Raw genomic sequence first — 22121 nt, forward strand, 5'->3', positions numbered from 1 at the left:
GAGTTGTGGCTCATCTGCTGATGGTCGAGAGCTGGGTCGGGTCGATGAGCAGACTCCTGCCACGGGCGATCAGGGAGGGCGGACATGAGTTCACGTTCCTCACCCGCGACCTGCACCACTACCTCCGCTCGGTGCCCGAGGGCGCGACGCATCCGCTGCTGGGCGCCCGCAACCTGATCACCGCCGACACCAACGACACCGATGCCCTGCTGCCGGAGATCGAGCGGCTGCACGCGGCGCTGCGCTTCGACGGCGTGCTCACCTCCTGCGACTACTACCTGCCGACCGTGGCCCGCATCGCCGGGCAGTTGGGGCTGGCGGGCTCGCCCCCGGATGCGATGCAGAACGCCTGCCGCAAGGACGCCACCCGCCGTGTCCTCGCCGATGCGGGGGTTGCCGGGCCACGCTTCGCCGTGCATGAGGAGTGGGCCGACATCGCCCGGGCGGCGCGGGAGATCGGCTACCCGCTCGTGGTCAAGCCGGTCGATCTGTGTGCGGGCATGTACGTGCGACGCGTGGAGGACGAGGAACAACTCAACGCCGCCGTAAGGGCGCTGACCGACTTTCCCGTCAACGCCCGCGGACAGCGGCGGCAGCCCACCGTCCTGCTGGAGGAACTGCTGGACGGCCCCGAGGTAAGCGTCGAGACGGTGTCGTACGCGGGCGCGGTCCACGTCGTGGGCGTGACCGACAAGAGCATCGGTGGGTCGCCCGCGTTCATCGAGACCGGCCACATGTTCCCGGCGGCCCTCTCGGCCGCCGACGCCGAGGCCGCAGAGCAGACCGCTCTGGCCGCACTCAAGGCCCTCGGCCTGACCGAAGGCGTCGTGGCGCACACCGAGATCAAGCTGACCTCCGCCGGTCCGCGCGTGGTCGAGGTCAATCCGCGGCCCGCCGGGAACCGCATCACCGAACTGGTCCGCCACGTCTCCGGCATCGACCTGGCGGCGGCCTTCGTCGAGGTGTCCCTCGGCCGCGCGCCCGACCTGCGGCGCAGGGACACAGGGCTGCGTAGCGCGGCCATCGGCTTCCTCGTGCCGGAGACCTCGGGCACGCTCGAGTCGCTCGGCGGTGACGGACTCCGGAACGCGCCAGGTGTACTGGAGGTGCAGCTCGCCGAGCCCGGCAAGCAGGTGAAGGCGGCGGGCAGCAACAACGAGTATCTCGGGCATGTCATGGCGGGTGACGCCGAGGGACTGGGCGCCCGCGACCACGTCGAGGTTCTGCTCGGTGAGCTGCGGTCCGGGTTGGTGATTCGATGACCGCCCCTGCCGGCTCAGCCCTCCGCGCGGCGTTCGAGACCTACGCGTCGTACGACGAACTCCTCGCGCACGTCCGCGCCGGTGAACTGGGACCGGATCCGGCCACGCAGCGGATCGCCGTGGCCTTCACCACGCGGCAGGCCGTTCGGCACGACGGGCGCGGCACCGGCTACCGCAACGAGGTGCTCAGCCTGCGTCTCGCCGAGGCCGTCGGCTCGTGCGCGGTCGAGCCCGGTGCGCTGCCCGACCGTGCGGTCGAGGACTGCGTCGGCGCTGATGTGGCCCGGCTGCTGGAGCATCCGCTGCTGCCGGTGCGCGTGGCCGCGCTCGACGCCTATCTGATGCATGTCATCCCGCACACCCCCGGCAACGGCGCCAGTCCCTTCTCCCTGCCTGCCGGAACCTCGCTGGAGAAGTCCCGGGCCCGCGCGAAGGCCGTCGTCGAGCTGCTCGATCTGCCGGCGGATGCGACCGTGCTGGTGGTGGGTGTCGTCAACTCCCTGCTGGAGGCGCTGCGTACGCGCGGGCTGAGCTATGTGCCCTGTGACCTCAAGGGCGGGCTGACCGAGTGGGATGAGGCGGTCGTCACCGACGCGCTCGCGGCCGCGGACCGCTGCGACGCGCTGCTGATCTCCGGCATGACCCTCGGCAACGGCACCTTCGAGCCACTGCGGCGGCACGCGCTGCGGCACGGCAAACGGCTGGTGATGTTCGCCCAGACCGGCAGCGCCGTACTGCCCCGCTTCCTCGGCCACGGGGTGAGCGCGGTGTGCGCGGAGCCGTACCCCTTCTTCTGGCTCGACGGCGGTCCCGGCACCGTCCACCGCTACGGCGGCCCGTGTCCGGAGGGCGGTCGATGACCACGACGGTCGTACGCCCGCCCGCCCGCCCGGAACTGCTCACCCTCCTCGGCCACACACCACTGGTCCGCATAACGTCCGAACTGCCCGGCCCGCACCCCGGCTTCTGGGCCAAGCTCGAAGGGCTCGCGGCAGGCGGCATGAAGGCGCGGGCCGCCGTGTCGATGCTGCTGGGCGCCAGGGAGCGCGGCGAACTGCAACCCGGTGCACCGGTGGTGGAGTCCACCTCGGGGACGCTCGGCATCGGGCTCGCCTTCGCAGGACAGGCCCTCGGCCACCCTGTCGTGCTGGTCGGCGACAGTGAACTGGAGCCGTCCATGCGGCAGCTGCTGCACGCCCATGGGGTGCGGCTGGAGATCGTGGACCGCCCCGCGGCCCTGGGCGGCTGGCAGGCCGCGCGCCTCGAGCGGCTGCGGGAGCTGCTCTCCGTCCTGCCCGGTGCGTACTGGCCGGATCAGTACAACAATCCCGACAACAGCGCCGGTTACGCCTCCCTCGCCGCCGAACTCGTCGATCACCTCGACCACCTGGACATCCTGGTGTGCAGCGTCGGCACGGGCGGCCACAGCGCGGGCATCATCGGCCCGCTGCGCCACCGCTGGCCCGCGCTGCGTCTGATCGGCGTCGACTCGACCGGCTCCACCATCTTCGGCCAGCCCGCCCGGCCCAGGCTGATGCGTGGCCTGGGCAGCAGCATCCACCCGCGCAACGTCGCCTACGACGCCTTCGACGAGGTCCACTGGGTCGGCCCGGCCGAGGCCGTGGACAGCTGCCGCCGACTGGCCCGCGGCAGCTTCGTCAGCGGTGGCTGGAGCACGGGCGCCGCCGCCCGGGTCGCCGCCTGGGCCGCCCGCGTCCACCCCGGCGCGGTCGTCGCCACCGTCTTCCCCGACGGCCCGCACCGCTACCTCGGCACCGTCTACGACGACGACTTCGCCGCGGCCCACGGCCTCGCCCCGGCCACGGCGGCCACCCGCCCGGTCCAGATCCCGCACCCCCGCGCGGCCGAGGCCACCGGCTGGGTGCGCTGCACCCGCGTCACCGACCCACTGAAGGCCGTACCCGACCCGGAAAGGACACCGTGAAGGCCAGCCTGCGCACCGTACGCCTCGAACTCACCGAGCCGCTGCGCATCTCCCGCTCCACCATGACCGCCCGCGACGCCGTGTGGCTGACCGTCGAACACGACGGCGTCACCGGCCACGGCGAGGCCGTCACCAGCTTCTACTACGGGCTTGACGCCGACACCCTGGGACGACTCCTCACCGCCGTCGGCGCGGACTTCGCCCGCTTCTCCGACCCCGAGAGCGCCCTGGAGGCCCTGCGGGCGGGCGAGTCGGCCGGTGCCGGCACTTCTTCGGCGGTGACCGCCGCCGTCGAGGCCGCGCTGCTCGACCTCGTCGGCAAGCGGGCGGGAAGCCCCGTGCACAGACTGCTCGGTGCCGCCGTACCTCCGGTCGCGGCCACCGCCCGCACCATCGGCATCACGTCCCTGGCCCACGCGGCGGCGCAGGCCCGCCGTCTCGCGGCGAGCGGCTTCGAGGTCATCAAGGTCAAGGCGGGAACCCCCGATCCCAAGGACGACGTGGAGCGCGTCCGTGTCATCCGCGACGCCGCGCCCCGGGCCCGGCTGCTCCTCGACCCCAACGGCGCCTGGACCGTGGCGCAGGCCGAGGCACTGCTGCACCGGTTCGCCGAGCTTGGCGTCGAGGCCGTCGAACAACCCCTCGCGCCCGGCGATCCGAAGGCGCTGGGCACGTTGGCCGAACGCTCACCGCTGCCGGTCATCGCAGACGAGGACGCCGTGGACCTGGAGGACGTACGCCGCCTCGCCGGACGCGTCCAGGGCGTCAACGTCAAGCTCGCCAAGTGCGGCGGCGTGCACGCGGCCCTGCGCATCGCCGAAGCGATCGACGGCAGCGGCACGGACCTGATGCTGGGCTGCCTGACGGCCAGCAGTCTCGGCCTCGCGCCCGCCGTCCACCTCGCCGACCGGGCCCGCTGGGCCGACCTCGACGGACACCTGCTGCTCGCCCACGACCCGTGGGCCGGAATCGGCGGCGAGGACGGAGTCGTACGCGCAAACAACCTCCCTGGCCTGGGAGTTCAGGAGGTGGGGGTCTATGAGGACGTTGCGTGAGGTGCGCCGTTTCCCGCTCGCCGTGCAGCTCCTGCTGGTCAACCAGCTCGGCGTCAACACCGGCTTCTACCTCCTCATCCCCTACCTCGCCACCCACCTCACCGACAACCTGGGCATGTCGGCGGCCGTCGTCGGCGTCGTGCTCGGCGTGCGCAACCTCAGCCAGCAGGGGCTGTTCATCATCGGCGGCTCCGCCTCCGACCGGCTCGGCGCGCGCGGCGTCATCATCGCCGGCTGCGCGCTGCGCACCGCCGGGTTCGCCCTCTTCGCGCTCGGCGACAGCCTGGCCGTGCTGCTCGCCGCCTCCGTGCTCAGCGGGCTCGCCGGGGCACTGTTCAACCCCGCCGTACGCACCTATATCGCCCAGGAGGCGGACGAGCGCAGGGCCGAGGCGTTCGCCCTGTTCAACGTGTTCGCCACCGCCGGCGCCCTGATCGGCCCGCTGCTGGGCAGCGCGTTGCTGCTCGTGGACTTCCGCACGTCCGCGCTGACCGCCGCCGGGAGCTTCGCCGCCCTCACCGTGGCGCAGGCCCTCGTGCTGCCGGCCCGGGACGTGAAGCCCAGCAAGGGCACGGTCGTCGCGGACTGGCGCGAGGTGCTGGGCAACCGGGCCTTCCTGGCCTTCGCGCTCGTCATGGTCGGCATGTTCACCCTGGAGAACCAGCTGTACCTGCTGCTGCCCGACGGAGCCCGGCAGGCCACCGGCTGGGACGGTGCCGCCGGCCTCGTCTTCGTCGTCGGCACCCTCGCCAACCTGGCGCTCCAGCTGCGTATCACCCGCGCCCTCAAGGAGAGGGGGAACCGCGCCCGTTGGATCGCGACCGGCCTGGGTCTCATGGCACTGGCGTTCCTGCCGCCGGCCGTGGTCGCGGTCGGCTCCGACGGCCCGGACGGCTGGGCCGATGCGGCGCTGCGCACCCTGCCCGTCCTGACCGGCGCTCTGCTCCTCCATCTCGGCGTGATGATCGCCCAGCCGTTCGTGATGGAGCTGATCCCCGGCTTCGGCCGGTCTGAGCTGACCGGCACCTACTTCGGGATCTTCTATGTGGTCTCCGGCATCGCCGCCGCTGTCGGCAACACCGTCGTCGGCTGGGCCATGGACACCGGGGAGCGGGGCGACGCCGGCTGGCTGCCGTGGGCGTGCTGTGCCCTGTTCGGTCTCGCCTCCGCGCTGGGCGTGGCCTGGCTGCACCGGCTCGGGTCGCTGCCGACGCCGTCGACATCCAAGCCCGTCGTACCCGCTACGGCCTGAGGACACGGTATGACCGCTGCGGCTGTTCGGCGCAACCTGCTCACCGACAACCCCGAGCTGTACGAGGCCCGCTTCCCCGACCCCGACCGGCTGGCCGGGCGCTGGACGGAGGACTGCCTGCGACGGCACGGCGCGGGACCACGCGTGCTCGACATGGGCTGCGGTACCGGCCGCGACGCCGCCCACCTCCACGGCGCCGGCCGCAGCGTGACCGGCGCCGACCTCTCCGAGACGATGCTCGCCCACGCCCGCACCCACCACCCCGGCCCCGAGTACGTCGAGGCCGACCTGCACGGCTTCGACCTCGGCCGGGGGGCGTTCGACGCCGTCGTATGTCTGGACAGCGCCCTGCTGTACTGCCACACCAACGACCAGCTCGACGCCTTCCTCTCCTCATGCCGTCGCGCCCTGGCCCCCGGCGGTCTCCTGGTGGCGGAGATGCGCAACGGCGCGTACTTCCTCGGCCGCACCGACCTGCTGGATACACCCACCGTCACCGAGTTCACCTGGCAGGGCATCGGCTACCGGTCCACCACCACGCTCACCGTGGACCGTACGGCCCAACTCCTGCGTCGGACGCGCGTGTGGACGGCGGACGACGGGTCGCAGCCGGTCGAGCAGCGTTCCGCGTGGCGGCTGCTGTTCCCGCAGGAGCTGCGCCACCTGCTGGCCGCGCACGGCCTCGAGGTCCTCGAACTCCACGACGGGCCCGGACCGCGCACCGAGCCTCCGTGGCAGGAAGGCCGGTTGCCCGGCGACACGACGGGCGCGGACCGGCTGCACGTCGTCGCACGCCTCACCACTCACTGATCCTCCGTCCCACCACACACCAAGGAATCCCATGCACGACGAACGTTTCCCCGGCCTGCGCCGCCGTGGTTTCCTCGCCGCCACCGGCGCCGCCTCGATCGGCGCGCTCGCGCTGACCGGGTGCGGCAACTCCGGCAGCGAAGGCTCCGACGCCAAGGGCGACAGCACTCCGAAGAGAGGCGGGCGGTTGCGCGCCGCGTTCGCGGGCGGTGGCGCCAGCGAGACCCTCGACCCGCACCTGGCCAACCTCTTCGCCGACGCCGCCCGCGCCAAGGCCCTGTACGACAAGCTCGCCGACTACAGCGCCGACCTCTCCGCGCAGCCCCGCCTCGCCGAGAGGTGGGAGCCGAACAAGACCCTGGACCGCTGGCAGGTGACCCTGCGCAAGGCAACGTTCCACGACGCAAAGCCGGTCACCGCCACCGACGTCCTCTACAGCTACCGCCGCATCGCCGACCCCAAGCAGGCGTTCCGCGCCAAGGCGTCCCTGGAGCCCATCGACCTCGACGCCAGCCGCGCCACCGGCGAGCGGAGCATCGAGTTCGTCCTCAAGCGGCCCACTGCCGAATTCCCCAACGTCCTGGCCGCGTTCGGCGCCTACATCGTCCCGGAGAACGCCTCCGACTTCGACAAGAAGCCGGTCGGTTCCGGCCCCTTCCGGTTCGTCTCCTTCGCCCCCGGCCGCTCCGCCGTCTTCCGCCGCTACGACGACTACTGGGAGGGCGCCCCGCACCTCCACGAGCTCGAGTTCGTCGTCGCCAACGAGGAGTCCGCCCGCGTCAACGCGCTCCTCGGCGGCCAGGTCGAGTACGCCCACGAGCTCAACCCCACCACCGCCCGCGCCCACGAGGGCGAGGGACAGATCGAGATCGTGCGGCTGCGGGGCAGCGCCATGCAGGCGTTCTGCATGAAGACCGACCGGGCTCCCTTCGACGACAAGCGAGTCCGCGAGGCGTTCTTCCTCATCGCCGACCGCAAGGAACTCGTCGACGGCGCCCTGTCCGGGGCGGGTGTGATCGGCAACGACTTGTTCGGCAAGGGCTACGAGTACTACGCCGACAGCCTCCCTCAGCGCGAACAGGACCTCGACAAGGCCCGCGCCCTACTCAAGCAGGCCGGCGCCGAGAACCTGAAGGTCACCCTCGACACCTCGGCCGTCGCCGCCGGGTTCACCGAGGCCGCAAGCATCTTCCGCGACCAGGCGAAGAAGGCGGGCGTCACCGTCGACGTGAAGATGGGCAGCAAGGACTCCTACTGGGCCGACATCCTCGACAACGGCACCCTGTGCTGTTACCGCTCCGGCGCCATGCCCATCGAGGCCCACATCTCCCAGCGCCTGCTCACCGGCTCCACCACCAACGCCACCAAGTGGGAGCACAAGGACTTCGACGCCCTCTACCAGCAGGCCCAGTCCACCCGCGACAAGACCGAACGGGCCGCCGTCTACGAGCGGATGCAGCGCCGCCTGTACACCGAGGGCGGCTTCCTCATCTGGGGGTTCGCCGACTGGATCCTCGGAACCGCCCGCAATGTGAAGGGAGTTGCGACAAGGGCCCCTGCCAACACACTCGACTGGGCCCGCTTCGACAAGGTCTGGCTCGCGTGAGCGGACTGCGTTCCTTCGTCGCCCGGCGGCTGCTCCTCGGCGTCGCGCAGACCGTGGCCGTCGTGCTCCTGGTCTTCGCGCTCACCGAGGCGCTGCCGGGCGACGCCGCCGTCGCTCTGGCCGGCGACCAGCCCGATCCCGCCCGGATCACCGCCATCCGCGAGACCATGCATCTCGACCGGCCCGCCCACGAGCGGCTGGCGGACTGGGCGACGGGCCTGTTCCAGGGTGACCTCGGCACCTCCCTGACCTCCGGCCGCCCGGTCGGCCAGTACATCGCCGACGGCTTCGGCCCGACCCTGCTGCTGGCCACGCTCACCGTGGCCCTGCTCGTCCCGATCGGCTTCGGCCTCGGCGTGCTCGCCGCCCGCCGCGAAGGGCGCCTCACCGACCGGCTGATCAGCTCGGTCACGCTCGCCATGTACGCGGTGCCCGAGTTCGCCCTCGGCGTGCTGGTGGTGACCGTGCTCGCTCTGCGGCTGGGCTGGCTGCCGCCGACCGCCGTCGGTTACGGCACCGACCTGCTCGGCCACCCGTCCGCGCTCGTCCTGCCCGTCCTCGTCCTACTGTCCCGGCCCGTCTGCTCCCTGTCCCGCCTCGTGCGGGCCGGCATGATCGACGCGCTCGCCTCCCCCTACGTGGCCCAGGCCCGGCGCTACGGCATTTCGGGCACCCGCATCCGCCACACCCACGCCCTGCCGAACGCCCTCGCCCCCGCCGTCCAGCAACTCGCCCGCACCATCGACTGGCTGCTGTGCGGCGTCATCGTCGTGGAGGCGCTCTACGTGATCCCGGGACTCGGCACCGTCCTGATCAACGCCGTCGCCGAACGGGACGTGCCGGTCATCCAGGGTCTCGCCGTGGTGTTCGGCGTGCTGACCGTCGTACTGAATCTGGGCGCGGATCTCGCCGCCCACCGTCTCGCACCCCGGACAGGGGTGGCCGCGTGACGAAGCCGCGCACCGGCCGCTTCGCCCTCGGCGTGATGGTCGTCGCCGTACCCCTCGCGCTCGCCCTGCTCGGCCCGCTGTTCGCGGGCGAACCGGGGCAGCGTACGGCGTCGTTCACTCTCGGCGACGGCCACTGGCTCGGCACCGACTTCGTGGGCCGGGACGTATGGCAGCAGGTGCTGCACGGCGGCCGGTCGGTCGTGCTGACCGCGCTCGCCGCCACCGCCCTGTCGTATCTCGTCGCGCTCCCCATCGGCCTGGTCGGCGCGCTCACCCATCGCCGCTGGCTGGAGGAGCTGCTGATGCGCCCCCTGGACGTCCTGATCGCAGTCCCGTCGCTGCTGCTGATCCTGCTGGCCGCCACCGTGTTCTCCCCCGGCCCCGCCGGTCTCGCCCTGCTGGTGACGCTGGTCAACGTGCCCGACGCGGCCCGGCTCGTACGCGCCTCCGCCACGGAGGCCGCCGCCCGCCCCGCCGTCGAGGCGCTGCGCATGCAGGGCGAGACCTGGTGGCGCATGGCCGTCTGCTACGTCGGCCGTTCCATGCTGCGCACCCTGGCCGCCGACGCCGGCACCCGGCTGACCGGTGTGCTGTACCTGGTCGCCACGGCCGCGTTCCTCGGTGTGGGGGTCGCCCCGGACGCCGCCGACTGGGCGGTCATGGTGGACCGCAACCGCACCGGCCTGTTCGTCCAGCCGTGGGCCGTGGTCGTCCCCGCCCTGCTGATCGTCGCCCTGACGATGGGCACCAACCTCCTCTTCGACGCCGCGCTCGCGGGCGACCGACGAAGCGGACGCGTCCGGGGCGCGGCGCTCCCGGAAGCGACCAGGACCATCCGCGGCCAAAAAGGGAGTGAAGCACGCCCGTGACCCACACGGACGACACGACAGACGAGGTCGGCAGCCCCGCCGACCCCGGTGACACCGTCGAGGCGCCCCTGGCCGAGATCCGCAACCTGCGTGTCGAGGTCGGCGGCAGGGCGATCGTCGACGGAGTGAGCCTCCAGGCCCTCCCCGGCAAGGTCACCGCCCTGGTCGGCGCGTCCGGCAGCGGCAAAACCACCACCGGCCTCGCCCTGCTCGGCGAGTACCCGCCCGGCGCCCACGTCACCGGCGACGTGCGCCTGGCGGCCGACGGCCTGGTCGGCTACATCCCCCAGCATCCGGCGGCCGTCCTCAACCCCGCCCGCCGCATCACCGCCCTCCTCAGCGACATCGCCCGCGCCCAGGTACGCCACCTGCCCCGAGGCCAACGCCGGGCGGCGGCCCGGGAACGTGTCCTGCACGCCCTTGCCGAGGCCCAACTCCCGGACGCCGAGACCCTGCTGCGCCGCTACCCGCACCAGCTCTCCGGCGGCCAGCAGCAACGCGTCGTCCTCGCCCAGGCGCTGTTGCTCGGCGCCCGGGTCGTCGTCGCCGACGAGCCCACCACCGGTCAGGACGCCCTGACCAAGAGCCGAATCGTCGACCAGTTGGCGGCCGTGGCGGCACGTGGCATCGCCGTCGTCCTCCTCAGCCATGACCTGGACGTCGTACGGGCACTCGCCGACGAGGTGATCGTCATGCGGGCGGGCCGCGTCGTGGAGTCAGGCCCGGCCGAACGCCTGATGCTCGCGCCCCGGCACGCATGGACGCGCGAACTGCTGGCCGAACAGCCGGAGTTCACGGAGCCGGAGGGTGCGACGGGCACCGGCCGGCCCGTCCTGAGGGTCCGCGACCTGACCGCCCGCCACCGCAACAACACACGCGACACCACCGAAGTACTGCACCTCCCCCGACTCGACCTGCGCGTGGGCGAAAGTCTGGCCGTCGTCGGCCGCTCCGGCAGCGGCAAGACAACCCTCGGCCGCTGTCTGGCCGGACTCCACCGCGACCACGGCGGAGAGATCCTTCTCGACGGCACACCGCTGCCGCGCAGCCTGCGCGACCGCGACCGCGTACAGCTGGCGGCTGTGCAGTACGTCTTCCAGGACGCTCGCGCCGCCTTCGACGAACACCGTCCCGTCCTGCACCAGGTCGCCCGCACCGCGATACGGCTGCGCGGCGCCGAGACCTCCGCCGCGACCCGGGAAGCCCTGGCCACCCTGGTCAGCCTCGGTCTCCCGGAGGACCTGGCCGCCGGACGCCCCGGGCAGCTCTCCGGCGGCGAACTGCAGCGCGCGGCCCTCGCCCGCGCCCTGCTCTCCCGGCCGCGTGTCCTCATCTGCGACGAGATCACCTCCGGCCTCGACCCGAGCACCCGCCGGGCGATCCTCGGCATCCTCACCACCCTGCTGCACGATCGCGACGACCTGTCCCTGGTCCTGATCACCCACGACCTGGACACCGCCGCCCTGGCCCACCGCATCGCAGTCCTGGACGCCGGCGAACTCGTCGAACAGGGGCCGGCCCGGCGAGTCCTCACCGCACCGAGCCACCCGTTCACCGTGTCGCTCATGAAAACAGCGACACGGCTGGGATCGCGCCTGTGAGGGAGTTGCAACAGCCCGTGGGAGCCGGGGAGTTCGTCGCCGTGCTCGGTCCCAACGGGTCGGGCAAGACCAGCCTCATGAAGGCGTTGCTGGGCCGGCAGCAGCCGTCCGCCGGCACGGTGCCTGGGCCGATCGCCGCGGGAGGCCGGCCGGCACATCGGCTACGTCCCCCAGCAGGCAGCACTCTCCGCCCAAGCGATGCTGCGCGTCCCGACCTGGTGCGCCTCGGGATCGACGTACACCGCTTCAGCCAACGACTGCGGACGCGGGCCGTACGCGACCGGGTGGACGAGATCCTTGTGAGGCGGTCGGGGCCACCGCCTACGCCGACGTCCCCCTCGGCCTCCTGTCCGGCGGTGAACGCCAACGCGTACGCATCAGCCAGGCCCTCACCACGGACCCCCGCATCCTGCTATGCGACGAACCGCTGCTCTCCCTCGATATGAACGCCCAGCGGGCCATCACCGAGCTGATCGATGCCCGGCGCCGCTCCCACGACACGACGGTGGTCTTCGTGAGCCACGCGTACCTACGGCGGGGCCGGAGCCGTGGGTCACGAGGGGGCGATCATGCCGGCGGAGAGGTCGATGTCCGCGCCGCAGAGTCCGGGCATGGCGAGCATCGCCACCAGGGCCTTCGCCACTTCGTCCTCCTCCACCAGTCTGCCCAGGGCCGCCCGGGACGCGAACGCCCGCTCGGCCTCTTGCGCGTGAGGTTAAGCGCGGTGGGCAGGATCCAGCCGACCAGCAACGACCAAGCACCGCTGAACGCGCCTTTCGCGATGTCGCCCACCGCGCCGTCAGTCGTCTTCCTTCTCGTCCCCAAAAGGGGGTCCTGGCGGCCCGATGAGGTGATCGATCTGCACGCCGACGACCGGCCCGCCCGCGCGGCCTGGCCGCCGCGATCCGCGGGCACTGGGTGGTGGAGAACTCCTCGCACCACGAGCAAATGCCACGGCCTGCTCGTGATCGCGCTCACCGACGACCGCGGACGACTGCTCTGGGTCTCCGCTGCCCGACCAGGACGCACCTCGGAGATCACCGCCTGCCGCCACGACCGGATCCCGAGAGGGCGGCGGGGTTGTCCTCCTGGACAGCACCCTGATCCGCACCCGCAGGCGCACCGGCACGGAGAACCGGAAGAACTACGACGGTCCGGTACAGGTCAGGGCGGTCGGCGAGCACCACCAAGCTGCGGGCGGTCGGCCTCGGGGCCATCGCCGACCTGGGCTTCATCGGCCTCGACGACAGCGACCCCGAAGCCGACCCGGCCGTGATCACCGGTTACAAGGCCGCCCGGACGCCCTGATCCGATACTTCGACGGCGCCCGCCTCTCACCCTCAAAGTCGATCTGCCGATCATGAAGATGCTCAAGCAACGTCCGCGCCCGATCCATCGCCGCCAGTGCTGCTGCCGTGGATTCCTGAAGCTGTCTGTCAATGAGCACTGTGCATCGTGAAGTTGCTGGTCACGGGTCTGGTGTGAGAAGGGGCCGGAGTGCTCGTCCTGATCGTGGGCGGATGACTTCGGCATAGATCATCGGTCACCGGGAGACTTCGTGGTTCGTCAGCACCAGCAGAGCCCGCACCAGGGCGGTCGCCCACTTCCGGTCGGTGCGGATCTTGCCGAGGACCCGCCAGTTCTTGAGGTGGGCGAAGCCGTGCTCGACCGGTGCCCGCACGGCGGCGAGGGCCTTGTTGGACAATTTCTGACCGCGGGTCAATGGGCGGTCATACCTGTGACGCCATACGCGGACCTTGGCCCTGTCGGCACCGCCGTACGTGGCCTGGCCTGGCGGCCCGGCGGCGGCCGCTGCTGCCCCCCGAACCCCCCACCTGCCAGTCCCCGCCCGTCCACCGCAAAATCAACAGGCCGCTTCCCCCTCCGCGGGGCCGGGTGGTGGGGAGAGCCCCGCATAAGCCGTGACCTGGCCTGTTCGCCCCTTCCTTGATCACCTTGTGTGGTGGGACTGGGCAGAGGCTTCCTCAGCAGGTCGCGGCCTGGAACAAACGAAAGCCATCACACCAGTTGGGCGACCTGTCCAGCGTATGCCGTGCTGGACAAGCGTAGCCCTCCAAGCCCGTACCCACCCGGGGCGCAAGACCACCGGACACCCCTTTTAGGGCGTGCCGGGCCGACCTGTGGGGCACCGCACCTGTCCGGAGCACGAGAAGATGGGGGATCCTCGGACGTGCTCGGAGGGTCCAACGCCGAATGACCGTATGAGGAGCCCATATGGCAGCGTCTTTAAATCCACTGCGTCATGCCCTCCTGCCCGACCGTGAGCGCTCCTACACGGTACTGGTCGGCTCGGGCTATGGCCTGCCCAACTCGGAGCCGGAGGAAGTCACCCTCCGCCTGGCGGCGGACGCACTCGCCGGCCGCGGCGGTGCTTTCCACCCGAGAAACACCACACTGCTGCTGGGCCCAAAGCGCCAGGCCGACGTGCTTGACGCCGTCCTGCGCGCATCGAAGGCGGCATCGGACGTGCTGTTGTTCCAGTTCGCCGGGAAGGACTTCCGACGTGAGGACGAACTCTTCCTCGGTGTCAGGGACACCGATCCGCAGCACCTCGACGACACCGGCGTCCAACTGGCAGCACTCACCGAGATCATGAGCGCCAGCCAGGCGAGGCGGCGCGTCGTCATCCTCGAGTGCGGCTGGCCGGACCTGGCCGCGTCCACCGTCACCAGGATGCTCCCCGATGCGTCCCTGCTGGCCGGTCCGTCAAGCTTCGAGTTCACCGATGATCCCTTCACCCAAACCCTTGTACAAGGGTTGGCTGGGGGTGTCGAACAAGGCCCGGAAGCACTGGACCTGGTGACACTCAAGAACGCGATAGAGGCCGCCTACGCCCACACGCGCTACTACGTGGAGAACGAATACATCGGAGCACCCTCTCGTGTAGTGCTGCGCGGCGGCACAGACGTCGCCCTCGGCCTCAACCCCGCCTACGGAACCCAAAAACCCGGGTCGCTACCCCCTCATCCAGACTACGTCGACCAGCGAGAATCGATGGACTGACATACCCGGCTGGGTCCCGGCGCACCCGCAGGCCTGCGGTCCTGATCTCCTCGACGTGCCCGCACACCGACGATCCCGGCACTTACGAGTGTGCCGACGATCAGCGAAAACGGCAGCTGCACCGCCGTTCGCCCAGCCCAGGGACTCACCCATCCCCTGGCCCAGGTCACCCGGAACAGAACCGGGAGCCCTGGACTCATCCGCGGAAACGGCCCGGTCCACGGCCTCGTCAAAGCTTCGCCCTTGACGGCCTCTCAGGCGGAAAGAGGTCGTGGACCGCCCGAACATTCCTCATGGCCTGCCTCACATCACGAGCCTGCGCGAGCGGCGGGTAGCGCCCTGCGCAGAGACAGAGCGTAGGCGTAGCTGGTGATGGTGAGGACGACGATCGGCGGCGGGGGCAGCAGGAAGACGGATACCGCCAAGGCGGCCAGGGAGAGCGTGAGGGTGATCCATCCGAAGGCGGTGCGGCGCTGGACGAGGGCGGGGGCGTGGCGGACGGCGGTGAGGAGCAGGAGGCCGCAGGCGATGATGAAGAGGGCCATGGCGACGCTGATGCCGTGGAAGACATCGAGGACCGTGCGTTGTAGGCCCAGCAGGGTGATGGTGGACTCCCGCATGGCGGTGCCGGCTTCACGCCGTTGTGGGGTCTGAGTGGCCAGCGCCATAGCGGTGGAGAGGGCGAGGTGGCCGATGCCCAGGAAGACGAAGCCGTAGGCGCCGACCGCGAAGGGTCGGACGGAGTCCGCCCGGCGCAGGGGGCGGGACGTGGCTGTGGTGTTCACCGTTACTCCGTGACGTTGACGGGAGCGGGGGCGGATGGTGGTTGCCAGCCCAGAAACGTGTCCAGGGCCGGCAGCGAGAGCGCTTGCGGCGTGGCTCGTACGGCCAGGTTCCGAATGAACACGGCAAGCGGGTGGGAGAACCGGGCGGGTTGGCCGATGCGCCGGGAGCGGTGGCTGATCCGGGTGGTCCGCCGCTGTCTGGCCCTCGTACAGGCGGCGAGCGCGGCCGGCACGTCGTCGGCGGGCGCGAGGAGATGCGCTGCGACTCCTCGATGGCCTGGCAGCCGCCTTGGCCCATGTTGGGGGTCATCGCGTGGGCGGCGTCGCCGAGCAGGGCCACCCGGCCGACATGCATCCGGGGCAGTGGCGCGGCCAGTTCGCGGAAGTCATGGTGGAGTATGCCAACCGGGTCCGGGTGCCGCTGGTTCAGTCGGTCCAGCAGTGCGGGTATCGGATCGTGCCACGCACCGAAGCGCCGGGTCAGCTCCGTGTGATGGTCGGTTTCCGGCTTCGCGCCGGGGCCGGAAACGGCGGTGGCGTAGACGTAGATGCCGCCATCGGCGAGTGGAACGACGCCGAACCGCTCGCCTCGCCCCCAGGTTTCGGCAGCGGGCTGGGTAGGCGGGCCCGCACCGGGAAGCCCCGCTCGCCATCCGGCTTCACCGGCGTGACGCAGTCCGCGGTGAGCGGGGAAGAGCTGTCCGCGCAGCACGCCGCGCATGCCGTCCGCCGCCAGTACGACGTCGGCACGCAGGTCGCCTGCCGACGGACGCACGATCACGGTGTCCCCGCGTCGTCCACGCCGGTCACTGATACGCCGAGGCGTACGACGCCGGCCTGCAGGGCGGCCGCAAGAGCGTCGATCAGGAACCTGCGGTGCACGGCGCGCGCGGGAAGCCCGTAGCGGGCGGACACCGCGCCGCTGTCGGATCGACTCAGCCACCTGCCGTCGGGCGTACGCAGCCCGACCTGACCGGGCAGGGCGTTACCCGCCCACAGGTCGCAACCCAGGCCGATCGATTCCAGGGCGCGCAGCGCGCTCGGGGCGAGCACGATGCCGGCGCCGATCCCCGTGAGTGCGCAGGCCCGTTCGCACACGGTGACGCGCCATCCGCGGCGGCTCAGGCCCACCGCCGCGGTCAAGCCCCCGATTCCACCTCCGGCCACCACAGCATGACGGACACCCATGTCGACTGCCTCCCTCCATCCCCGCCGCCTCTACATCTGTAGAGGCGGCATACCCGCACTCTACATCTGTAGAGTGGGGTTATGTCCATCCCTGACCGCCGGGACCTGATCGCCGATGCCGCCATCAGCACCGTGGCCACCGCCGGGCTGCGCGGCCTGACCCATCGCGCGGTCGACGCCGCCGCGGGCCTGCCGGCCGGCAGCACGTCGTACTACTTCCGCACCCGCAGCGCTCTGATCAGCGCCTGTTACCACCGCCTGGCCGCACTCTCGGTCGCCGACGCCGATCGCTGGGAAGCAGACCACGGGCGCCCCCCGGACCTGGACTCCGCCGCATTCGCGCTGGCCGCACTGCTGCACCACTGGCTGACGGCGGCACGCGACCGCCAACTCGCCCGCTTCGAACTCAGCCTCGAGGCAACCCGACGACCGGAACTGCGCGCCGACCTGCAGAAGGCCGGCCTCGCCGCACGGTCCAGGGCCACCGCCCTGCTGGCAGCGCTCGGGGCTCCCCGTCCAGCGCCGGCAGCGGATCTGCTCGTCGCCTGGAGTGACGGCCTGCTCTACGACTGGCTCGCCGGCGCGCTGGCCACAACCCGCCCACTGCCCGATGCGACCGAGCTGACCGCAGTGGTCCGGCGGATGCTCGAAGCCGCGCTTTCCACCTGACCGAAGCCACCGACCCCGCCGACGTGAAGACGTGCCCGGCCTGGCGATCGCTCTAAGGATCATGTTCACGTGGCTGTCAGCGATGTCCTGAGCGGTGGACTGCCCACTGGCCCGGTGACCCGTTAGGCGACGGCCCGACTCTGTGGGCCAACACACCCTGAGAGATCATGGATAGTCACCACCGTGCCCAGCAGCACTGACAACACGCGACAGTTGAATACGCGACCCCACCAGCATCAGACCCCCATTTCGCTCACGCGGCGAGGGAGACGGTCAGCAGCAGGTCGAGCATCTTCTCCTCCATCCCGTGCTCGACCAGTCGCGTGCGGAACTCGGACAACACCCATGCGGCGATCCCGGGATCACCAGCTCCAGGCCGAGCGCGTGCTTCAGGTCCATGCCGTACCGCACCCGATGCGCTGCCGCCCTGGCGGTGAGGTTCTCGGCGAACAGCAAAACCGTCACCGCCGCCAGCCGACCCCGCGATCAGCCCGGCCAGGGCTTCGGGAACGGGCGGCTGGCCAACCGGGCAGGACTGCCGTAATCGACAGCACGCAGCGGCGAGCCCAAGCAGCGGGATTCCGCGGTACTGACGTGCTCTCGATGCCGTTGATCACCGACGTGCTGCGCCTGCCGTGCGCTCATCCGCCAACGCGCAATCACGTGTACAGCCGCATGGACGGCCGCTCCCTCACCGACTCCCGGGCCCTGAGCGCCTCCAGATCCGCGGCCTCGAGCAGATTCCGCCCGTCCGTGGCCCAGCCAGGTCCCCTCTTCGAGATCCGCGCACTCGTCGAGCAGGCCGTGGCCACCCTCAAGTCCTGGCGGCTCCTTCAGAATCTTCGGTGCTCGATACCGGCTCAGACCGACGATGGCAAAACCTCGCTGACAGTGGGTATCGCGGATCGTGTCCGCGCGGAGGGGGCACTGACTGGTGGCTCGTCCGATGCAGCCAGCCCCCTCACCCTTCGGTCGTCCGTTGAAGCCCCTTGAGGAGACCTCCGCCGGGAGTTGACACATCGTCGTGGCGGCGGTTTCTACCGACCCGGTCAACCCGGGACCGAGCAGTCCAGGATCCGCCCGTCCACCGTCCCCACGACCAGCCGCTGTTGCTCCGCCCGGTACGCGGCGGACACCGGCGTGACCGGGTGGCCGTACGCCCGCAGGGTGTGCCGGGCGCGCACCTCGCCCGTCGCCGTGTCCAGGATCTCCACCTCACCGGTGAGATACACGACGTACACCCTCCGCTCGTCGCCGTCGAGATCGGCGAGCGGCTTGTCGGTGCCATAGACCCAGCGTGCCTCTCCGTCCGGCAGCCGGCGGCTCACGACGTACGTGCCCTCGCGGGCTTCCCCATAGGTGGCGCCCTGTTCGTACGACCGGCCCGCGTGGACGAGAGTGTGTGTCAGCTCGACGGCGGGGCCGTACCAGGGCTGGAGTGCGGACGCCGGGTCCCAGCGCAAGGGGAAGAGGGCGCGCAGAGTCGCGGGGCCGTGGGCGCCTGGAGGATCGATCGCGTGGATCCACGGCGCGTCGTCGTCCGGGCCGGGGCCGTCCACATACAGCAGACGGGCGCTGTGTCTGACGCGCAGCGCCGGGGAGTTGGAGCGACTGGGGACGAGGCCGAGGCGCGCCGCCTCCTGATGCGTGGGGGCGAGCAGTAGCGCGGCGTGTGCGTCGCGCCCTTGCGGGCGCAAGGCGAGCCAGCCTTCGTCCGCGGCGCACAGTGCGGGGACCGACGGCACGTCCACGCAGTCCACCGCACCGCCGTCCGCCGTCGATATCCGCCGAACAGTGGTCGCGCGGTCAACCGGGCGACCCGTCACCTCGTCGCGCCGGTAGCCCTGGTACGTCACCCACGCCGACTCGTCGTCAGGGGCCGCCTCGACCCGGACGCTCCCCTCCCCGTCTGCAGGAAGAGCCCACCTCAGCGCGCCTGACGGATCCCAGCATTCGAGGTCCGTGTGCCGGCCGGTGGCGAGCACCCGGCCGTCGGCCAGCACCGCCAGGTCCCGCACCTCCGCCCGCCGCCGCCACCGGCCCTCCGTCAGCCGCGCGAGGGTGTCCTCCACACGCGGGTCGTAAAGGAGCCCGCTCTCGACCATCGGATGGCGTGTGTCGTCGGGGTCGACCAGACCGGCCGGAGCAGTCAGCCAGTCGTCCACCGCGACGGCCAGCTCGAAGCCCTTGCGGAAGCCGCCGTCCTTGTCCTCGGGGGAGAGCAGCATCGCGAGCCTGCCGTCCTCCAGCCAGCGCAGGTGGCGCACTTGGCGGCTCTTGCTCAGCAGGTTCGTCACGCGCCCGGTCTCCAGGTGCAGCAGGAGCAGCTGTCCCTGAAAGTCCCACGAGCCGTCGTAGCGGCCGGTGCCGACGGCGACGAGCGGCAGCTCGGGGTGAGGCTCGATGGCACATACGGAGTAGCGGGAGGCGATGACGTGGCGCGGACGGAGCGTGCCGGCCTCGTACACGCCGATCCGGTGGCCGAGCCAGTGGCCCGTACCGCGCCACATGACGTGCCCGAGGTCACCAGCCGCGATGACGCAGCCGTGACGCGCCTCTGTCACCACCCACACGGGCCGGCCGATCTCGGCGAACGGCTGGTCCCCGAGTATCCGGCGGACGGTCAGCTCATCCGGCACGACAATCTCCCCCCAGGTGGCGCACAGTCTGCCAGGCCCGGCGCTTTCCTGCGGTCTTGCGAGGGAATCGACTCATCCATGTACGTGATCGGGAACGGATCCACGAGGCACGCGTACCGAGGCGAGCCAGGTCGCAGACGCACGTTGTCGTCGACAGCCGATCACGGCCGCGTGCGGCTGACCACGGGATGGCCATGGCTGTCACTGCTGCCGCCGACACGAACCGCTCGACTTGGACGGCAGCGATCATTTGACGGCGAATCCGTGGCTGACCTGGGAAAATGGCTGGGATGCGGCCTCGTTGAGAGCAGCAGCTCTCACCGTGAATCCCCGCTTGATCCGCTGACGCGCGGCACGCAGTTCCGCGTTCTCCTTCGTGCTCGTTACGGGTCTCACACCGTCGTCGATGTCCGCGCGACGCATCCACTTCGACAGCGTCACAGGCTTGGGCGCAGCGACAACTTTCCCACTCGCCCCACAGGGCAAGCCAGTTCAGATGTCACCCGGTCGTGCGGCAGACCCATCAGGTTGGAAGAGGCTCACTGACAACGACCCCACGACGGCTCGACGACATCCGCCTCCCCATCGTCCCACCCCCTGGCCCGGGATCACCGCCCCCACAGCTCACGGCACAACACGTTACGCGCGCCCAGGGCAGGATTCCCCCACGTCAGAGCCCCGGAAACTCTCCTGCCACCCACCACGGCCAACAAAGTCACCCGCATCACCTCAACCGATTCCACCAACACGTCCTCGACCGAGGAAAACAGCAGCTCGTTCAACTTCGGCAGCACTTCGTTCACGGCGAAGGACTGTCGACCACACCACCATCCAGCCAGGCGTTTTTCGGGCGAACTTGGTGGTTGTAGGCGGTCAGTGCGCGCACGGCCAGCTGGCCACGCATGAACCTGGTCCACTCATCAGCCCCCTTGGAATCGATCACCATCTAGGGAACCGGGAGGCGCTCTACCGGCGGACCGCCGAGATCAGTCCGCCGGGCCGCTCCTCGCGCCGCGGCGGAGTGCTGATCGGGCGGCCGTGGGCGGCAGCGAGCTCGCGCAGGGTGTGGCTGTCGGCCTCCCAGCCGTGCCCGGCCAGCCAGCCCACCGGGTCGTCGGGCATCTCCGAGACCCACATGGATGGTCCGGAGGCTCCCTCCTCAGGCTGAGCGGACCGACACACAGGCGAGGGTGATCGGTCCGGCCGGCCCAGGCCATCCAGGTGGGGTTGTTCCTGGGCGGGTTCACGTTCCCGGGACGGCGGCACCGGTCTGCGACGTGTCGGGCTCCGGCTCCTGCGGCGGGTCGGTGAGCTGCTCGCGCAGGTAGTTCCAGATCACCGCGATCAGTGCGGTGACCGGCACGGCGAGAAGACTGCCCACGATGCCGGCCAGACTGCCGCCCAACGTCACCGCCAGCAGAATCACCGCCCCGTGCAGGCCGAGCCCACGGCTCTGGATCATGGGCTGGAACACGTTGCCCTCAAGTTGCTGCACCACGACGATGATCGCCAGAACGATCAGGGCATCCGTGGGACCGTTCGACACCAAGGCGATGAGACACGCGACGAAACCGGCGAACACCGCGCCCACGATCGGCACGAACGCAGAGACGAAGGTCAGCACCGTCAGCGGGAGCACCAGCGGTACGTCCAGGATCCACAGGCCAAGGCCGATGAAGACAGCATCGATCATGCCGACGAGCGCCTGGGACCGCATGAACGCACCCAAGGTGTCCCAGGCGCGCTCGGCCAGGACCGGAACGTCGACGGCGAGCCGCCCGGGCAACTGTCGGGCGAGCCACGGCAGGAATCGCGGGCCGTCCTTGAGGAAGAAGAACATCAAGAAGAGCGCCAGGACGGCCGTGACCAAGCCGCTGACCGTAGTGGCCACTCCCGTTGCGACCGTGGTGACCAAGCTGCCGACACTGCCTTGGACGCGGGCGACCGCGGTGTCGAGGGCAGCCGTGATCTGGTCGTCGCCGATGTTCAACGGTGGCCCGGCGGCCCACTCGCGCACCTTCTTGATGCCCTCGACCACACCGTCGCTCAACTCGCCTGACTGGGACGCCACCGGAACGGCGATCAGCGCCACGATACCGAGGACGGCCAGGAGGAACAGCATGGTCACCAGCGACGCGGCCAGCGCCGAGGGCCACCCACGCCGGCGCAGCGCACGGGTCAGCGGCCAGGTCAGTGTAGTGAGGAACAGGGCAATGATCACCGGCCACACGACCGACCACATCCGGGCCAGACCCCACAGAGCCACCGCGACCGTCACGAACACCAACAGCAACTCGACCGATACGCGCGCGGACGAGGCAAGCGCGGTGCGGGTTCTCCCGGAACTCAACATGTCAGGCATGCGGTCACACTATTGGCACGCCCATCACGCCTCGCCATCGCCACCGGTCAGAAACGTCTTGGCAGTCCTCGCGGCTCGGCGGCCGCGTTGGCACTCCTGCCCGG

The 22121-nt window shown here is 70.7% G+C and carries 19 protein-coding genes and 5 pseudogenes; 14 read left to right on the forward strand and 10 right to left on the reverse strand.

Going from position 1 to position 22121, the window contains the following annotated elements; genetic code table 11:
* Window positions 1-5: 5 nt before the first annotated feature.
* The 12 genes and pseudogenes from ABZO29_RS00835 to ABZO29_RS00890 all read left to right on the forward strand — a co-directional run.
* A complete protein-coding gene (locus ABZO29_RS00835) occupies window positions 6-1262 on the forward strand; it encodes an ATP-grasp domain-containing protein (RefSeq protein WP_367318187.1) in 1257 nt (418 codons plus the stop codon).
* Window positions 1259-2122: a DUF364 domain-containing protein gene (locus ABZO29_RS00840; RefSeq protein ID WP_367318188.1), complete on the forward strand. Its 864-nt coding sequence runs from the start codon at window positions 1259-1261 to the stop codon at window positions 2120-2122. Before ABZO29_RS00835 ends, ABZO29_RS00840 begins: the two co-directional genes overlap by 4 nt.
* A complete protein-coding gene (locus ABZO29_RS00845) occupies window positions 2119-3207 on the forward strand; it encodes a PLP-dependent cysteine synthase family protein (protein WP_367318189.1) in 1089 nt (362 codons plus the stop codon). The genes ABZO29_RS00840 and ABZO29_RS00845 overlap by 4 nt, the downstream gene beginning before the upstream one ends.
* Window positions 3204-4262 (forward strand): dipeptide epimerase, encoded by a 1059-nt coding sequence (locus ABZO29_RS00850; protein ID WP_367318190.1) that lies wholly within the window; start codon window positions 3204-3206, stop codon window positions 4260-4262. Before ABZO29_RS00845 ends, ABZO29_RS00850 begins: the two co-directional genes overlap by 4 nt.
* On the forward strand, window positions 4246-5514 hold the full coding sequence (locus tag ABZO29_RS00855; protein ID WP_367318191.1) for an MFS transporter: 1269 nt from the start codon (window positions 4246-4248) through the stop codon (window positions 5512-5514). Before ABZO29_RS00850 ends, ABZO29_RS00855 begins: the two co-directional genes overlap by 17 nt.
* Window positions 5515-5523: 9 nt before the next feature.
* On the forward strand, window positions 5524-6324 hold the full coding sequence (locus ABZO29_RS00860; protein WP_367318192.1) for a class I SAM-dependent methyltransferase: 801 nt from the start codon (window positions 5524-5526) through the stop codon (window positions 6322-6324).
* Between the two features lie 31 nt (window positions 6325-6355).
* Complete coding sequence (locus ABZO29_RS00865; protein ID WP_367318193.1) at window positions 6356-7930, forward strand: ABC transporter substrate-binding protein; 1575 nt, start codon at window positions 6356-6358, stop codon at window positions 7928-7930.
* Window positions 7927-8880 carry an ABC transporter permease gene (locus tag ABZO29_RS00870; protein WP_367318194.1) on the forward strand — a complete coding sequence of 318 codons (954 nt, stop codon included), beginning with the start codon at window positions 7927-7929 and terminating at the stop codon, window positions 8878-8880. Before ABZO29_RS00865 ends, ABZO29_RS00870 begins: the two co-directional genes overlap by 4 nt.
* A 35-nt stretch (window positions 8881-8915) precedes the next feature.
* On the forward strand, window positions 8916-9749 hold the full coding sequence (locus ABZO29_RS00875) for an ABC transporter permease (protein ID WP_367326016.1): 834 nt from the start codon (window positions 8916-8918) through the stop codon (window positions 9747-9749).
* A gap of 68 nt (window positions 9750-9817) precedes the next feature.
* On the forward strand, window positions 9818-11350 hold the full coding sequence (locus ABZO29_RS00880; protein WP_367326017.1) for an ABC transporter ATP-binding protein: 1533 nt from the start codon (window positions 9818-9820) through the stop codon (window positions 11348-11350).
* Window positions 11338-11873, forward strand: a pseudogene (locus ABZO29_RS00885) (metal ABC transporter ATP-binding protein); the annotation flags it as partial. The gene ABZO29_RS00880 and the pseudogene ABZO29_RS00885, both read left to right, overlap by 13 nt.
* 438 nt (window positions 11874-12311) lie before the next feature.
* Window positions 12312-12658 (forward strand): annotated as a pseudogene (locus ABZO29_RS00890) (hypothetical protein); the annotation flags it as partial.
* A gap of 235 nt (window positions 12659-12893) precedes the next feature.
* On the opposite strand, the pseudogene ABZO29_RS00895 reads toward ABZO29_RS00890, so the two are convergent.
* Window positions 12894-13082: pseudogene (locus tag ABZO29_RS00895) on the reverse strand (transposase family protein); the annotation flags it as partial.
* Between the two features lie 503 nt (window positions 13083-13585).
* On the opposite strand from ABZO29_RS00895, the gene ABZO29_RS00900 reads away from it, so the two are divergent.
* Window positions 13586-14374, forward strand: coding sequence for a hypothetical protein (locus tag ABZO29_RS00900; protein WP_367318195.1), 789 nt, complete (start codon window positions 13586-13588; stop codon window positions 14372-14374).
* 308 nt (window positions 14375-14682) lie between these two features.
* Here ABZO29_RS00900 and ABZO29_RS00905 read toward each other — a convergent pair whose 3' ends face one another.
* The 3 genes and pseudogenes from ABZO29_RS00905 to ABZO29_RS00915 all read right to left on the reverse strand — a co-directional run bounded on the left by ABZO29_RS00905 (window position 14683) and on the right by ABZO29_RS00915 (window position 16302).
* Window positions 14683-15159 (reverse strand): hypothetical protein, encoded by a 477-nt coding sequence (locus ABZO29_RS00905; RefSeq protein WP_367318196.1) that lies wholly within the window; start codon window positions 15157-15159, stop codon window positions 14683-14685.
* A 325-nt stretch (window positions 15160-15484) separates the two neighbouring features.
* Window positions 15485-15880: pseudogene (locus ABZO29_RS00910) on the reverse strand (monooxygenase); the annotation flags it as partial.
* Window positions 15881-15936: 56 nt separating this feature from the next.
* Window positions 15937-16302 (reverse strand): hypothetical protein, encoded by a 366-nt coding sequence (locus tag ABZO29_RS00915; RefSeq protein WP_367318197.1) that lies wholly within the window; start codon window positions 16300-16302, stop codon window positions 15937-15939.
* 126 nt (window positions 16303-16428) lie between these two features.
* On the opposite strand from ABZO29_RS00915, the gene ABZO29_RS00920 reads away from it, so the two are divergent.
* Window positions 16429-17016: a TetR/AcrR family transcriptional regulator gene (locus ABZO29_RS00920; protein ID WP_367318198.1), complete on the forward strand. Its 588-nt coding sequence runs from the start codon at window positions 16429-16431 to the stop codon at window positions 17014-17016.
* 659 nt (window positions 17017-17675) lie between these two features.
* Here ABZO29_RS00920 and ABZO29_RS00925 read toward each other — a convergent pair.
* From ABZO29_RS00925 to ABZO29_RS00950, 6 genes and pseudogenes are all read right to left on the reverse strand, one after another.
* Window positions 17676-17834, reverse strand: a complete 159-nt coding sequence (locus ABZO29_RS00925) for a hypothetical protein (protein ID WP_367326417.1) — start codon at window positions 17832-17834, stop codon at window positions 17676-17678.
* A gap of 231 nt (window positions 17835-18065) precedes the next feature.
* The gene (locus ABZO29_RS00930; RefSeq protein WP_367318199.1) at window positions 18066-19655 is read right to left on the reverse strand and encodes a hypothetical protein; all 1590 of its coding nucleotides are present in this window, start codon (window positions 19653-19655) and stop codon (window positions 18066-18068) included.
* 608 nt (window positions 19656-20263) lie between these two features.
* Window positions 20264-20458 (reverse strand): hypothetical protein, encoded by a 195-nt coding sequence (locus ABZO29_RS00935; protein ID WP_367318200.1) that lies wholly within the window; start codon window positions 20456-20458, stop codon window positions 20264-20266.
* Window positions 20455-20601 carry a hypothetical protein gene (locus tag ABZO29_RS00940; RefSeq protein ID WP_367318201.1) on the reverse strand — a complete coding sequence of 49 codons (147 nt, stop codon included), beginning with the start codon at window positions 20599-20601 and terminating at the stop codon, window positions 20455-20457. Before ABZO29_RS00940 ends, ABZO29_RS00935 begins: the two co-directional genes overlap by 4 nt.
* Before the next feature lie 20 nt (window positions 20602-20621).
* Window positions 20622-20795 (reverse strand): annotated as a pseudogene (locus ABZO29_RS00945) (SAM-dependent methyltransferase); the annotation flags it as partial.
* A gap of 103 nt (window positions 20796-20898) precedes the next feature.
* Window positions 20899-22017, reverse strand: coding sequence for an AI-2E family transporter (locus ABZO29_RS00950; protein ID WP_367318202.1), 1119 nt, complete (start codon window positions 22015-22017; stop codon window positions 20899-20901).
* Window positions 22018-22121: the final 104 nt, after the last annotated feature.

This window comes from Streptomyces sp. HUAS ZL42, assembly GCF_040782645.1.
Taxonomy (GTDB): domain Bacteria; phylum Actinomycetota; class Actinomycetes; order Streptomycetales; family Streptomycetaceae; genus Streptomyces.